This window comes from Flavobacterium luteolum (assembly GCF_027111275.1).
Classification (GTDB): Bacteria; Bacteroidota; Bacteroidia; order Flavobacteriales; family Flavobacteriaceae; genus Flavobacterium; species Flavobacterium luteolum.
The window spans coordinates 3,147,042-3,161,922 of record NZ_CP114286.1; the positions used below are offsets into that span (position 1 = coordinate 3,147,042).

Annotated in this window: 13 protein-coding genes; 6 read left to right on the forward strand and 7 right to left on the reverse strand. The window is 34.0% G+C overall.

All coding sequences use genetic code 11. From position 1 onward, the window contains the following. Nucleotides 1–125: 125 nt before the first annotated feature. Nucleotides 126–755 (forward strand): DUF4230 domain-containing protein, encoded by a 630-nt coding sequence (locus OZP10_RS13550; protein WP_198857561.1) that lies wholly within the window; start codon nt 126–128, stop codon nt 753–755. Nucleotides 756–1,026: 271 nt separating this feature from the next. Then, the gene (locus tag OZP10_RS13555; RefSeq protein WP_281631355.1) at nt 1,027–2,001 is read left to right on the forward strand and encodes an integrase core domain-containing protein; all 975 of its coding nucleotides are present in this window, start codon (nt 1,027–1,029) and stop codon (nt 1,999–2,001) included. Between the two features lie 57 nt (nt 2,002–2,058). On the opposite strand, the gene OZP10_RS13560 is transcribed toward OZP10_RS13555, so the two are convergent. From OZP10_RS13560 to OZP10_RS13570, 3 genes are all read right to left on the reverse strand, one after another. Then, the gene (locus tag OZP10_RS13560) at nt 2,059–3,822 is read right to left on the reverse strand and encodes an aromatic amino acid hydroxylase (RefSeq protein WP_281631356.1); all 1,764 of its coding nucleotides are present in this window, start codon (nt 3,820–3,822) and stop codon (nt 2,059–2,061) included. A 138-nt stretch (nt 3,823–3,960) separates the two neighbouring features. Then, entirely contained in the window at nt 3,961–4,407 is a 447-nt protein-coding gene (locus OZP10_RS13565) for a hypothetical protein (RefSeq protein ID WP_281631357.1), read from the reverse strand. A gap of 76 nt (nt 4,408–4,483) precedes the next feature. After that, on the reverse strand, nt 4,484–4,894 hold the full coding sequence (locus OZP10_RS13570) for a group III truncated hemoglobin (RefSeq protein WP_129746285.1): 411 nt from the start codon (nt 4,892–4,894) through the stop codon (nt 4,484–4,486). 375 nt (nt 4,895–5,269) lie between these two features. Between OZP10_RS13570 and OZP10_RS13575 the strand changes: the two genes are divergently transcribed. Further along, nucleotides 5,270–7,687: an RICIN domain-containing protein gene (locus OZP10_RS13575; protein WP_281631358.1), complete on the forward strand. Its 2,418-nt coding sequence runs from the start codon at nt 5,270–5,272 to the stop codon at nt 7,685–7,687. 76 nt (nt 7,688–7,763) lie between these two features. On the opposite strand, the gene ilvA is transcribed toward OZP10_RS13575, so the two are convergent. The 4 genes from ilvA to OZP10_RS13595 all read right to left on the reverse strand — a co-directional run bounded on the left by ilvA (nt 7,764) and on the right by OZP10_RS13595 (nt 12,539). After that, nucleotides 7,764–9,008, reverse strand: coding sequence for a threonine ammonia-lyase IlvA (gene ilvA / locus OZP10_RS13580; RefSeq protein WP_281634763.1), 1,245 nt, complete (start codon nt 9,006–9,008; stop codon nt 7,764–7,766). 343 nt (nt 9,009–9,351) lie between these two features. After that, nucleotides 9,352–9,888 carry a DUF4136 domain-containing protein gene (locus OZP10_RS13585; protein ID WP_111422611.1) on the reverse strand — a complete coding sequence of 179 codons (537 nt, stop codon included), beginning with the start codon at nt 9,886–9,888 and terminating at the stop codon, nt 9,352–9,354. 30 nt (nt 9,889–9,918) lie between these two features. Further along, the gene (gene hutU, locus OZP10_RS13590) at nt 9,919–11,895 is read right to left on the reverse strand and encodes a urocanate hydratase (protein ID WP_281631359.1); all 1,977 of its coding nucleotides are present in this window, start codon (nt 11,893–11,895) and stop codon (nt 9,919–9,921) included. 458 nt (nt 11,896–12,353) lie between these two features. After that, nucleotides 12,354–12,539 carry a C1orf53 family protein gene (locus tag OZP10_RS13595; protein WP_111377387.1) on the reverse strand — a complete coding sequence of 62 codons (186 nt, stop codon included), beginning with the start codon at nt 12,537–12,539 and terminating at the stop codon, nt 12,354–12,356. A gap of 114 nt (nt 12,540–12,653) precedes the next feature. Between OZP10_RS13595 and OZP10_RS13600 the strand changes: the two genes are divergently transcribed. From OZP10_RS13600 to OZP10_RS13610, 3 genes are read left to right on the forward strand one after another with little or no spacing between them, the layout of a single operon-like run. After that, a complete protein-coding gene (locus OZP10_RS13600) occupies nt 12,654–12,995 on the forward strand; it encodes a hypothetical protein (RefSeq protein ID WP_281631360.1) in 342 nt (113 codons plus the stop codon). A 52-nt stretch (nt 12,996–13,047) separates the two neighbouring features. Then, nucleotides 13,048–13,956: a 1-aminocyclopropane-1-carboxylate deaminase/D-cysteine desulfhydrase gene (locus OZP10_RS13605; RefSeq protein WP_281631361.1), complete on the forward strand. Its 909-nt coding sequence runs from the start codon at nt 13,048–13,050 to the stop codon at nt 13,954–13,956. Further along, on the forward strand, nt 13,949–14,848 hold the full coding sequence (locus tag OZP10_RS13610) for a glucosaminidase domain-containing protein (RefSeq protein WP_281631362.1): 900 nt from the start codon (nt 13,949–13,951) through the stop codon (nt 14,846–14,848). Before OZP10_RS13605 ends, OZP10_RS13610 begins: the two co-directional genes overlap by 8 nt. Nucleotides 14,849–14,881: the final 33 nt, after the last annotated feature.

Consider the following 14,881-nt stretch of genomic DNA (forward strand, 5'->3'; position numbering starts at 1 on the left):
AATTTTTCGAATTTGATTTGTGAAATACTTCCATATTTTTAACCCAAAGGAATTAGCGAAAATTCGTGAATTCGTGGCAGAAAAAGAAAAAAATGAAGTAAATTGGTCTAAAATATTTTAGAGGAATGCAAAATTTGATCAAAAGAATTATAGGTGTTGGAGTTATCGTTTTAATAATTGTTCTGGGGTTTAAATATTGCCAGTTCAAAAAAGAAGATGACTCAGATATTCAGTATAATACCAATTTAATTCAGCAACAGATTCTTAACGTTGGAAAATTAGTTGTTACCGAAGGGCATTTTTCAGAAGTCATCACTTATAAAAATCAGCAAAAGTATTTAATGGACATGATTTCTTTTGAGAAAAAAGCACTCATTGTGGTCAATGCAAACGTAACGGTTGCTTATGATCTGCATCAAATGAAATATGATATTGATGAAAAAAATAAAACCATTACGATTTTAAATATTCCAAAAGAAGAAATTACTATAAATCCAGATATTCAGTTTTATGATGTTGAGCAAAGCAAACTGAATCCGTTTACTGGAGACGATTACAATAAAATCAACAAATCGGTAAAAGCGAATCTGGCTAAGAAAATCGAAAATTCTACCCTTAAAACAAACGCCCAAAATAGACTAATAAGCGAATTATCTAAGATTTTAATCATGACCAATTCAATGGGCTGGAAACTGCAGTACAATGGAAAAACTATTGAGTCTGAAACGGAGTTAACGCAAGATTTGAAATTGTAAGATGAGGTTCAAAGAGGCAAAGGAACATAGTGACAAAGTTTTTTTTGCCACAGATTAAAGGATTAAAATGATTTAGCACCAAATTCTTGGATAGTTTTCACAAACAGACTTTCCACAATTTTGTCATTTCGACGAAGGAGAAATCTCCACGAGAAGCTCGACAAAGATTGGATTCTCGTTACGGAGTTACTTGCGGAGATTTCTCCTTCGTCGAAATTGTAAATGTTAGATAATTCGGTAACAAAATTTAACTTTAATAAATTTTGTTACGATGAGAAATAATAGTCAGGATTCGACATTAGAGCGGAACTATTTAGAGAAATATCGTTTTCTAATAAAAGAATATGAACAGGTAAAAAGCAAAACTCATCCGCTTTATAAAAAAGCAATGGATTTTTATACAGCCAATGACACCTGCAGAAAAAGTTTTTTAAAGTATTACAATCGCTATAAGCAGAGCGGAAAGCCAATAGATTTACTGCCCCAAAAGCGGGGTCCAAGATATAAAACCAGACGCCCTTTGCCTTTTATAGAACAAAAAGTAATCGAATTAAGAGAAAAAGGAAACAGCAGATATGAAATTGTTAGTATATTGAGTCCCAAATTAGGAAAGCATACGCCTTCCTATTCAGGAGTTTATAATATTTTAAAACGTCATAAAATAAACAGATTAACTCCGAAGATTAAAAAGAATCATCAGAAAATAATCAAGGAAAGAATGGGACAGCTGGGTCATATTGATTGCCATTATTTAAGCAAAAGCATAATTCGCGGAGAAAACAAAAAGCTTTATTTAGTCTGTGTAATTGATGATTACAGCCGGATTGCCTGGGCAGAATTAGTTTCAGATATTACCAGTTTAACCGTAATGTTTGCTTCATTAAAATGTTTAAATATCTTAAGCAGCCATTATGAAATAAAATTTGAAGAGATATTATCTGATAATGGAGCTGAATTTGGACCTAAAACAAGCAAGGTAAAAAACAATCATCCTTTTGAAAGAATGCTAATGGAATTAGGCATAGTGCACAGATATACAAAGCCATATAGACCACAGACAAATGGTAAAGTCGAAAGGTTTTGGAGAACTCTGGAAGAGGATTTATTGAGAGACACAGATTTTGATTCTCAAGAAGAACTAAAAGAGGAATTGCTCCAATATTTATATTATTACAATCATGAAAGACCACATCAGGGAATTGATGGAAAAAAGCCAATCGAAATGATAAATCCGTTACCGAAATAAGTAACTTTTACAGAAATGACAAACGGTACGTTTTACTTAGTAAAAAAACTTCGCGTCTTAGTGCCTTTGTGGCAAATTATCAAAAATCAAATCCAATCCTCCAGAAATTAAATGAGCAATCTCAGGGCGTTTTTCTTTCAATTGATCCAAATAAACCAAAACTTCCTGTAAAAGCTGTTTCTCATCTGAATCCTTCAAAAGTTCTGCAATTTCAACAGACAATAACCAGTCGTTTGAATGATTATTTTTTAGCTTTTCAAAAACAGATTTTAATTCGTTTTTAGAAGATTTATTCGTTCTAATTTCACGAACAGAAGCATACAAATGCTCCAATTCATCACGTTCATTAGTATGTTTTGCTTTGATCGTTTTCGTTGACGGAACAATATTAATTAAGTCGAAACTATTTACATCGGCAGGTCCTGAGAATGCAGAAATCACTTTTTTACCAATTGCCATATCATAATTACCCCATTCAGGCTGAAATAAAATGGTTTCTCCATGAGTTACGGTGCAATTTCTAAAACTGATTAAAATGATTTCTCCGTGTAAGTTTCGAGATCCTGTGATAATTTCACCTTCCACAATAATATTGCCTTCAAATTCTAGTTTTACAGTTTCATTTTCTACGATACTGTAAGCCTGCAAATCCTTAGGACTCATATCTTCAATTGCGAGATTAAAACCTTTCAATTTCCCAATCGGACTTCCAAAACCATGTGGATGCGTTAAAGTTCCATGTCCAACTAATTCTTTTTCACGGTAAGAAAGAGCCGTTTTTCCAGTGGTCTGAATATAAACTGGTTTTCCTTCTTCTTCAATAACATTTGTAAAAACTCCCGAAATCTGTAAACCTGTGCTTAATTCAATAGTTCCTAAAGCATTCGATTGAATTAGTTTTTGAATTCCAGAAAGCCCTCCAGTTCGTAGAGCCATTTTATTGGCAAATTCTTCTAGAACTAAACTTAAATAAGAAAAATTTGGAGTGACATATAATTGTGGCTGTAATTGTGTAATGTCAAAATTCTGATTTGCAGCCGAAATATCATAAGGTATTTTCTTTACATTATCGGTCATACAGTGGGCACTTTCTCCAATCGAAGAAAGTAATCCAGCGCCATATATTTTCGGGTTTTCAACCGTTCCGATCAAGCCGTATTCAACAGTCCACCAATGCAGGTTTCTTATTTGAGCCATTTCAGACAACTCTCCCATATCATTTTGCAAATCGGCAACCGCTTTTTCAGCTTCGTCGATTTTTTCCTGTGGCGTATCTTCTGCTTCTTTTAAAATAGAAAGCAGACGAATTGCTTCATACATTTGATAATCCTTGTGTGAGGAAATCGCTTTGCATCCAATTTCACCAAAACGTCTCAAATATTCCGCATATTCAGGATTTGCAATAATAGGAGCGTGGCCAGCACCTTCGTGAATAATGTCTGGAGCAGGAGTATATTCAATATGTTCCAATTGTCTAATATCTGAAGCAATAACTAGAACATTGTAAGCCTGAAATTCCATAAAAGCATTTGGCGGAATAAATCCGTCAACGGCAACTGCTGCCCAACCAATTTCGCTTAGAATTCGGTTCATGCCGTACATGCTCGGAATAGAATCAATTTCGATTCCTGTTTTACGTAAACCTTCCAAATAAGAATGATGCGCTACTTTAGAAAGATAATCTACATTTTTACGCATAACATATCGCCAAACCGCCTGATTGATAGGAGTATAATCGCTATAATCTTGAGGTTTAATAAATTGCTGTAAATGTTTAGGCAATCGCTCTAATAACGGATTGGTTTCAATGTTTGGATTCATTTCGAAAACGTTGTAGATTAAAATGTAAAATTACGAATTTACGGCTCGTTTTTTTATCATCCATCACAAAATTTTTATTCGAAATTGATTTTTATTGCATTTTTGTAGATTTTGAAAAAGTTGAAATAAAATGATTTACTAGCAATCATTATTTTCATAATTCACTTTTTCCATTGTTTTCTCGAAGTTTTCAAGCTCTTTTTTAGTCATCGAAGCTTCTTTGAGATCCACTTTTAATTGTTTTTTAGCATCAGGGCTAATCCATAAACCAGTAAAAGAATTTCCTAATTTTTGTAAAATCAAAACACCACTAAATCCTTGTTCAACTAAAACAAATTCATTTTCTTTTTTTCTGTTTTGAGTAACATTAAGTTGAATCCAGTTTTTTGATTTATTCTGACGATACATGGAAGTATACATTAAATCGGCTGTACAAGGATTTTCTTCTGTTTTAATGTAAACTGTTATTGGTGTTTTTCCGTCAACGGTTCCTTTATATAAATTAGAAGCTGACGTTTGTGATTGTGCTGATAATTGATTTAAAAATGAGAAACAGATTGTAATAAAGAAAATTACTTTTTTCATAAATAAAAGAATATAGATTTGGGTTTAATTCATTTTATCAAATATAAAGTTCTGCTTTTTATTTGAAAGAAATTTTTTAAGATTTTTTTATTGCATTTCTCATTTCATTTTCTGCATTTCTAAAATACTCAATTTTATGGCTGAACATAAAAGCCATATTGGTGGCACGCATTTTAGCTTCTTCTGTTATTGGACCAGCAAATTGCGAATCGATTGTCGAATTAAAAATGGCAATCCAGCGGTCAAAATGGGTTTTGTCTACTGGTAATTGTTTATGTGGAGGAAAAGGTGTTCCAGAATAAGCGCGAACATCAAATAGAATAGTCTGCCAGAAATTGTACATTTTTTGTAAATGAGGTTCCCAACGGTCTTGTAATTTATCATTAAATATCGGCCCGATTAAATCGTCCTTTCTAACATTTGCATAAAAGCTGTTAACCATTTGCTGAATGTCTTCTATTGTCGATATATCTTTTAAAGCTGTCATTTTATTGTATTTTAAGTAAACTGCAAAAATACAATATATCTTTCTTTTACGTCCCTGATAATTGTCATATGCCCTTTAATTGCTAGATAAAATCAATTTTGTAAGGATTTGTATAGATTTTTTATTTTATGATGAGTTATTTCGATTTTAACAGGTAAGTTTTTTATTATTTTTTGTTTTTTAAATTATTGTTTTTCAGTATTTTGAAAAACAATAAGATTGGTTTTTGTTATATCTGTTTTTTTAATTTGATGTGTATTTGTAAAGTTAAAATAATGAGAATGTTGTAAAAATACTCATAATATTGTGATGTTTTAGTAAAATAAAACTGAATAAATAATAAAAAACTAATTATCAAACCAAAACCACAAAAGAATGCACAAAACTACTCAAACACCTACAAATCGGGTAAGTAAAGCGTTGAAACTATTATGTTGCGGATCGCTTTTATTCATGAACAGCTTAAATGCTCAGACGGTAACTCCTTTTATGACTACAGGAGATCAAACTAAATTATTACAGCAGCAGGCAACAGTAAGTTTCGGAACCAATTCTGGAACCAATCCTTCTACTGTAACAGTAACTGCAGGAACAACTTACCAAACTATGGACGGATTTGGTTATACTCTTACCGAAGGAAGCTGTGAAGTTATTTCTGGAATGGCAGCCACTCAGCAAAACCAATTGTTGAATGATTTGTACAATCCAACAACGGGATTAAATGCAAGCGTAGTTCGCATTAGTATTGGCGCTTCAGATTTAAGCAGTTCTTCTTACAGCTATAATGAAACGTCAGGAGACACCAACATGAACAATTTTAGTTTGAACGGATCTGATTTAACGTATTTAGTTCCAATCATTAAAAAAATCTTACTGATTAATCCCAATATCAAAATTTTAGCAACTCCTTGGTCAGCACCACGTTGGATGAAAACCAATGGGTCTTGGGTTGGAGGTTCATTGCAAACACAATATTATGCTGCTTATGCGAAATATTTCGTAAAATACTTTGATGCTATGAAAGCACAAGGTATTAATATTTGGGGAATTACACCACAAAACGAACCAGAAAATCCGAACAACGAACCAAGTATGCTGATGAATTCTACGGAACAAAAGAATTTTATCAATCAACAGCTTGGACCACAAATGGCTGCTGCGGGCTATGGAAACATAAAAATTATTGCTTTTGACCACAATTGCGATAATACAGCTTATCCGATTGATGTTTTAAACAATAGTTCTTATGTTGATGGAGCGGCGTTCCACTTGTATTTAGGTAATATCTCTGCTATGTCAACAGTAAAAACTCAAACCAACAAAAACGTGTATTTTACAGAACAATACACTGGTTCGGGCGGAAGCTTTAGCGGAGATTTTGGCTGGCACATGCAAAACGTTGTTATTGGAAGTACAAACAACTGGTCTAAAACAGTTCTAGAATGGAACGCTGCAAACAATTCAAGTTTAGGGCCTCGTACTCCTGGCGGATGCAGTACTTGTTTAGGTGCTATTACAGTTAATAATAGTACAAGTTATACTAAAAATGTAGCGTATTATATTATTGGCCAGATTTCTAAATATGTGAAACCGGGCGCAGTGCGAATTGGTTCTTCAAGCACAAGCGGAAGTATTTCTTCAGTTGCATTTAAAAATCCTGATGGGTCAACCGCACTTGTAATTTATAATTCAGGCGGATCATCAAATACGATAAAAGTAGTTTCCGGATCATCAGCATTTAATTATGCAGTTCCAGCATCTTCTGCGGTTACTTTTACTTGGGGAACATCAAATCCAGTTGCGGTTACAGGAGTTAGTGTAAGTCCGACTTCTGCAACACTCACAGCGGGTCAGTCACAGCAATTAACAGCGACAGTTTCTCCTAGCAATGCTACAAATACTGCAGTAAATTGGAGTTCAAGTAATACATCTGTTGCAACTGTAAATTCAAACGGATTGGTTTCTGCAATTGCTGTAGGAAATGCGACAATTACTGCAACTACTGTTGATGGTGCTAAAACAGCAACAAGCGCAATTACTGTAACGGCTGGCTCAACAGGATTTCCTGGATATTACAATATTATTTCGAGAAACAGCAACAAAGGTTTAGATGTTGCAGATAATGCTACGACAAGCGGAAGCAGAATTCAGCAGTATGACATTACAAATGGAGGAGGAAGTAACCAAAGATGGAAATTTGTTTCTGATGGAAGCGGTAATTATTATATCATCGTAAAATCGACGGGAATGTATTTGGCAGTTGAAAATAATGGAACAGCTGACGGACTGAAAGTACAGCAGAAAACTTTTTCATCTTCAAACGAATTTAAATGGACAGTAACAAGTTTAGGCACTGGTTATTATAAAATTATAAACGTAAACAGCGGTAAATCGCTTGACGTTGAAAATGTCTCTACAGCAAATGGCGCCAATATTCAGGTTTGGGCTTATACAGGAGGTTTAAATCAGCAATGGCAATTGGTGCAAGTAGAATCTTCAGCAGCAAAAAGTGCTTTAGCCGCGCAAACGCCTGTAGTTGAAAATACAAGTTCAAACGATATGACCATTTTTGTAAATGAAGTGGATGATTCTTTAAAAATTGATACTAATCATGAGGGAGATGCTGAAGTGCAGGTTTTCAATATTACTGGACAACCAGTTTTAAAGAAAAATGTAAAATTTGTAAAAGGAAATCAAGCTGAAGTAGAAATTTCTAGACTGCCAAAAGGTGTTTACATTGTAAAAGTTACTGATAACAAAGGTTCCTATTCGAAAAAAATATTAAAGCAATAATTAAATCCAAACATTCAATTAGTAATTTGATTTGATTTTAAAAGGCTGTCGTCCCATCTGACAGCCTTTTTTTATTTTATCCGATTAATTGAGTAAACAAATCCTGATTGTCATTTAGATATTGAAATTCAAAACCGTTTTCGGTCATTTTCAGTTTAATTGGCATAATATCATTTTTGTTTTTCAATTCTAAACCAACAACTACAGAACCTACTTCGCGGCTATTTTTCTTCGCAAATTGAAAGTAAGTGATGTCATCATCTGGCCCTAAAATATTATTTACAAATTCTTTCAAAGCTCCTGGACGCTGTGGAAACTGAATCATAAAATAATGCATTAAACCTTCATATAATAAAGATCGTTCTTTTATTTCGGCAGTTCTTTCAATGTCATTATTGCTTCCGCTTACAATACAGACTACATTTTTGCCTTTAATTTTATCTTTATAAAAATCCAAAGCAGCAATTGTCAACGCACCCGCAGGTTCAACCACCATTGCTTCTTCATTATACAATCTTAAAATTGTGGTGCAGACTTTTCCTTCTGGAACTAGAATAATATCTTCTAAATTATATCGGCAGATTTCAAAAGTTTTATCGCCAACTTGTTTTACAGCTGCGCCATCTACAAATTTGTCTATAGTTTTTAGAGCCGTATTTTTATTTTCTTCGATTGAAGTTTTCATCGAAGGAGCACCTTTTGGTTCAACTCCAATGATTTTTGTATGCGGACTTAAATGTTTAAAAACTTCAGACAATCCCGATGCTAGTCCACCACCGCCAATTGGAACAAAAACGTAGTCGATTGGTTCTTTAAAGCTTTCAAGAATTTCTAATCCGACAGTTCCCTGTCCAGCGATTACTTTTTCATCGTCAAAAGGATGAATAAAGGTTTTATGATTTTTGATCGCGTCTGCGGTTGCAGAAGCATAAGCATCATCAAAAGTATCTCCTGTAAGAACAATTTCAACAAACGATTTCCCGAATAATTGTACTTGTTTTACTTTTTGTTTTGGAGTTGTTTTGGGCATATAAATTTTGCCTTTTATGTGCAGTAAATTACAGGAATAAGCAACACCTTGCGCGTGATTTCCAGCACTGGCGCATACAATTCCGTTTGCTTTTTCTTTTTCATTTAACGACGAAATCTTATTGTAAGCCCCTCTAATTTTATACGAACGAACAATTTGCAAATCTTCTCTTTTTAATAAAATGGTCGATTCAAATTCGTCTGATAGATTTAAATTCTGGGTTAGAGGTGTTGCAGCAACTACATTTTCGAGCTGCTTTTGGGCATTAAGTACTTCGTTAAATAAACTCATCATGTTTTTGTTTTTAATTTTTTTGCCACAGATTTAAAGGATTAATATGATTTTTTAATCTGTGAAAATCTGTGAAATCTGTGGCAAAAAAATATTTGTTTTAAACTTTCTTAAAATAAAAAACCTCCCAATTGGGAGGTTCTTATAAATTATATTTTACAAACTTATATAGCACCTCGCCATTATTGCTGAATTGCAATAATGCTAATAATAGCGATAATAATGTTGTTAAAGTTTGTCATTTTCTTTACTGATTGAAGCGCAAATGTATTAATTATTTCTGAAAAGTTCGCAACTATTTAAAGTTTTACAAAAACTAAAAACTGACAACTGCGACTGAAAACTATTTTTTAACTGGCGGATATTGAGCTAAAATTTTGCCTACAAACTCGGCAATTTTTTCATCTTTTTTATCGATGTTTCTTGTTAGAGTTCCAACACCTTCACCTTGCCAGATCATTTCTTTCTTTTTAGCATCGATTAAATCAATGTATAAAGTTCCTTCTGTAGAAGTAGAAACTGTAGTCTGTCCTCCGTACATCATGTAAGGATTCCAACCCCAGCCCCAACCATAACCCCAGCCAGCGGTAAATTGGTTTACATCTACTTGCTCTCTTGATTTTGTAAAAATGTTTACCAGCAAGTCAGGATTTTCACTTTTTGTAAAGCCTTTAGCTTGCATTTGATCATCAATAGCGCGTAAAATTCTTCTTTTATCTAAATCTGATATTTCAACCTTGTCAATTCCTGGCTTAAAGTAGGCGTACGTTTTATAAGGCGTAAAATCGACAGTTTTGTCATAATCAGAATAAACGGTCACGGTACTGCAAGAAGTAAGTATCAGCAGTAGCAAAAACGGAATTAACTTAAGTGTTTTCATATATCTAAGAATTAATGTTCTCAATTTTAATTAAAGCAAACTTTCATCGACTAGATTAGGTAAAGTTACTTTCAATAATGGCTCAACTTCCATGGCTCTTTTTATAGCAAAAATAGCCCCATCATTTCTGGCCCAGCTTCTTCTTGAAATTCCGTTGTTAACATCCCAGAAAAGCATTGAAGCTAAACGCTTTGAGGCCTCTGTAGAACCATCAAGAACCATACCAAATCCGCCATTTATAACCTCTCCCCAGCCAACTCCGCCGCCATTATGGATAGAAACCCAAGTTGCTCCTCTAAAGCTGTCTCCAATCACATTATGAATGGCCATATCGGCAGTAAAACGGGATCCATCGTAGATATTTGACGTTTCTCTATAAGGCGAATCAGTTCCAGAAACGTCGTGATGATCGCGTCCTAAAACCACAGCGCCAATTTCGCCTTTTGCAATTGCTTGATTGAATGCTTCAGCGATTTTAATTCGTCCTTCAGCATCGGCATATAAAATTCGAGCTTGAGAACCTACAACCAATTTGTTTTCTTGCGCGCCTTTAATCCATTTGATATTATCCTGCATTTGCTGCTGAATTTCATTTGGAGCAGTTTCTGCCATTTTCTCTAAGACTTCACAAGCAATAGCATCAGTTTTTAATAAATCTTCTGGTTTTCCTGAAGTGCAAACCCAACGGAAAGGTCCGAATCCGTAATCGAAACACATTGGACCCATGATATCCTGAACGTAACTAGGATATCTAAAATCGATATTATTTTCTGCCATTACATCTGCTCCTGCGCGAGAAGCTTCTAGTAAAAAGGCATTTCCGTAATCAAAAAAGTAAGTTCCTTTTGCTGTGTGTTTATTAATTGCATCTGCGTGACGACGTAAAGTTTCCTGAACTTTTTCTTTGAATAATTCTGGATTATTTGCCATTAAATCATTTGCTTCTTCAAACGAAATTCCAACCGGATAATAACCCCCAGCCCAAGGATTATGAAGAGAAGTCTGGTCTGAACCTAAATCGATTTTGATGTTTTCTTGATCAAAACGTTCCCAAACGTCGACAACATTTCCTAAATAAGCGATAGAAACAGTTTCTTTATTGGTTTTCGCTAAAGCTACTCTGGCAACTAATTCGTCAGTCGAAGTTACCACTTCATTAATCCAACCTTGCTCGTGACGGATTTTAGTAATTTTCGGATTTACTTCGGCGCAGACCGTAATACAACCTGCAATATTTCCAGCTTTTGGCTGTGCGCCAGACATTCCGCCAAGACCAGAGGTTACAAATAAACTTCCTTCTGGATTTTGTTTTATTTTTCTGAAACCATTTAAAACCGTGATTGTAGTTCCATGTACAATTCCCTGCGGGCCAATGTACATGTAACTTCCCGCTGTCATTTGTCCGTATTGTGAAACTCCTAGCGCATTCATTTTTTCCCAATCGTCTGGTTTTGAGTAATTAGGGATTACCATTCCGTTGGTAACCACAACTCTTGGTGCTTCTTTATGCGAAGGAAATAATCCCATTGGGTGCCCAGAATACATCGTTAAAGTCTGCTCATCTGTCATTTCAGACAAATACTGCATTGTCAATAAATATTGTGCCCAGTTTTGGAAAACAGCACCGTTTCCGCCATAGGTAATCAATTCATGCGGATGTTGCGCCACAGCATAATCCAAATTGTTCTGAATCATGTGCATAATCGCTTTTGCTTGCAATGATTTTCCAGGATATTCTTCAATCGGTCTTGCGTACATTTTGTAATCTGGACGAAGACGATACATATAGATACGTCCGTATTTTTCTAATTCTTCTGAAAATTCAGGAATTAATTCGGCATGATGTTTTGGATCAAAATAACGCAAGGCATTTTTAAGCGCCAGCTTTTTCTCTTCTGCCGAAAGAATTTCTTTTCTTTTCGGAGCATGATTAATTGCTGGATCGTACTCTTTTTTTGAAGGTAAGACAGACGGAATTCCTTGTTGTATTTGTTCTTTGAAAGTCATTTTTTTTTAGAGATGCTAAGGTGCTGAGGATCTAAGATGCTAAGATATTGTGCTTAGATTAACAGCAGATTAATTTTTTGTTTTTTTAATTATGTCGCTCCTCTGGAGCTTAAATGTGACTGATGGTTAATTGGTTCTATAAGTATTTAGCTCCTCTGGAGCTGATAAAATAAAGCCTTAGAAAGGCGAAATATTTATAGAAAAACAGTAACCACAATATAAAAGCTCCGGCGGAGCGAAATATTAACCGACGAAATTGGAATTTAAAATTTGGAATTTATTTTAATTGCCTCATTGGCAAATTGTCACATTTTCTAATTAAAAAACTAAGGATAGCGGATATCCGACCTGTGATAGGACTTGTGGATTTTAATCCTGAATTTTCTTGAATGGATATCCATATTAATATTTTAGATTGTTGATTTTAGAATTATCTAATTGACACATTTTCAAATTATCTAATTCGTTTTTCTTCTTATTTCGCCCGTTCTTTTATCGAACCCATAAGGACAGTGGCGACAACCGCTTTTGCAGCAATAACCACGTTTTAAATGATGTTTTTCGGTAAAGCATTTATAACCTTCAGGCGTATAGTAAAAATCTTCGCCTTCGATTAATTTATTTTCATTACTTTGCTCTTTCATAAATCTGCTTCGCGTTCCTTTTCGAATAATCAAAATCAAAAATAAAAAGATTTGATTATGATTTTATTGAAATCGAACAATTTTATAGCTACAAATTTATAAATTTTACAGCCAATGTTTCTGATTGTTGCCAAATATTTAATTCCGAAAGGTTATCGAGGAATGGCTGTATTTCCGTTTGTTTTGGTAAAATATAATTTTGATAAAACAAATGAGGTTTTTGTTAATCATGAAAAGATTCATTTGAGACAGCAATTAGAACTTTTAGTAATTCCGTTTTTTGTCTGGTATTTTTTAGAATATCTAATTCGTTTGATACAATATAAAAATGGGACATTAGCATATCGAAATATCAGTTTTGAAAGAGAAGCTTACACAAAAGAAACGGATTTAAATTATTTAAAAAATCGATCTTTTTTTCGGTTTCTAGGTTACATAAAAAGCAACAAGCAATAAGCTTAAAAAAAAACAGCTATGAATTGTCATTTTTGACTTTCAACTTTTAATAATGAATCCAGTTTTCAATCAAAATATAAATATTCAGTTTCCGAATGATATTTCGTTGACAATTAAGCGAGAAGATTTAATTCATCCGTTTGTTTCAGGAAATAAATTCAGAAAATTAAAATACAATTTACTTCAAGCGAAAGCCAAAAATAAAAAGACGCTGCTGACTTTTGGCGGCGCTTTTTCCAATCATATCGCAGCTGTAGCTTATGCAGGAATGGAACAAGGTTTTAAGACGATCGGCATTATTCGCGGCGATGAGCTTTTAAATAAAATAGAAGAAAATCCAACCTTGAAATTTGCTCAGGAAAACGGAATGCAGTTTGAGTTTGTTTCAAGAGAAGAGTACCGTTTAAAAAACGAAGAATCTTTTATACAAGGGCTGAAAGATAAATTTGGCGATTTTTATTTAGTTCCGGAAGGCGGAACAAACGAACTGGCTGTAAAAGGTTGCGAAGAGATTTTGACAGATGAAGATGCGGTTTTCAACTATGTTTGCTGTGCTGTTGGAACAGGCGGCACGATTTCGGGATTAATTAATAATTCGCTGCCAAATCAGAAAATTTTGGGGTTTCCAGCGTTAAAAGGTGACTTTTTAACCGATGAAATTCGTATTTTTGCAAAAAAAGATAACTGGAATTTAATTTCTGACTATCATTTTGGAGGTTATGGCAAGATAAATTTAGAATTAATTGAATTTATTAATGCTTTTTTTGAAGAAACAAAAGTGTCCTTAGATCCAATTTATACAGGAAAGATGGTTTTTGGCGTTATAGATTTAATCGGCAAAAATTATTTTCCTCCACATTCAAAAATTTTACTCATTCACACAGGCGGATTGCAGGGAATTGACGGAATGAATGTAAAGTTGAAGCAGAAGAAATTACCAATACTCAAAACCAATGATTAAAAAAATTGTATTACTTCTCGTAATATTAGCTTTAGCAAGCTGCTCTTCTAGTAAGCCTGCGATCGCGACGACTAAAAAAGCGGCAGCAGTTCAAGCCAGAACGGCTTCGACAAAAAGAGGCACTCCTGTTAAACCAATCGGTAAAAATTATCCTTCTACAAATAATACAACTGAGGTTATTCAATCTACATCTAAAACAGTTGTTACCAGTGATCTGATTAATAATTATGTGTTGCAGTACAAAGAAATTGCAATGGGAAACATGAAGACTTACGGAATTCCGGCGAGTATTATTTTGGCTCAAGGAATTTTAGAATCTGGTGCAGGAAGAGGAGATTTGGCTGTAGATGCTAATAATCATTTTGGAATAAAATGTCATAATGATTGGTTAGGAGAAAGTGTTCGCCATGACGATGACTCGGCTCAGGAATGTTTTAGAAAATATCCTCAGGCATCAGAATCATATAGAGATCACGCTTTATTTTTGGTTGGAAAAAAACGATATGCTAGTTTATTCACTTACGAAAAAGATGATTACAAAGCTTGGGCAAAAGGGCTTAGAGCTTGTGGATATGCAACAGATCCTAAATATCCAGATAAATTGATCAGTTATATTGAGCGATACAATCTACATCAGTATGATTGTCAAGTTACAGGAAGAAACTATGTGCCAATAAATACTTCGGCTCCAACAAAAAAATCATCTTATGACGTCGCTTCTGATCCAAAAATCAATATGAATCAATATGATCCGAATTTATATGAGGTTCAAAAAGGAGATACGCTATATTCCATTTCGAAGAAATTTAATTTATTAGTTGAAGATTTAAAAAGAAAAAATAATCTGACTGATAATGCTATTTCTATTGGGCAAAGGTTGAAAGTGAAATAATTATTAATTGATAATTGACAATTAACAATTATC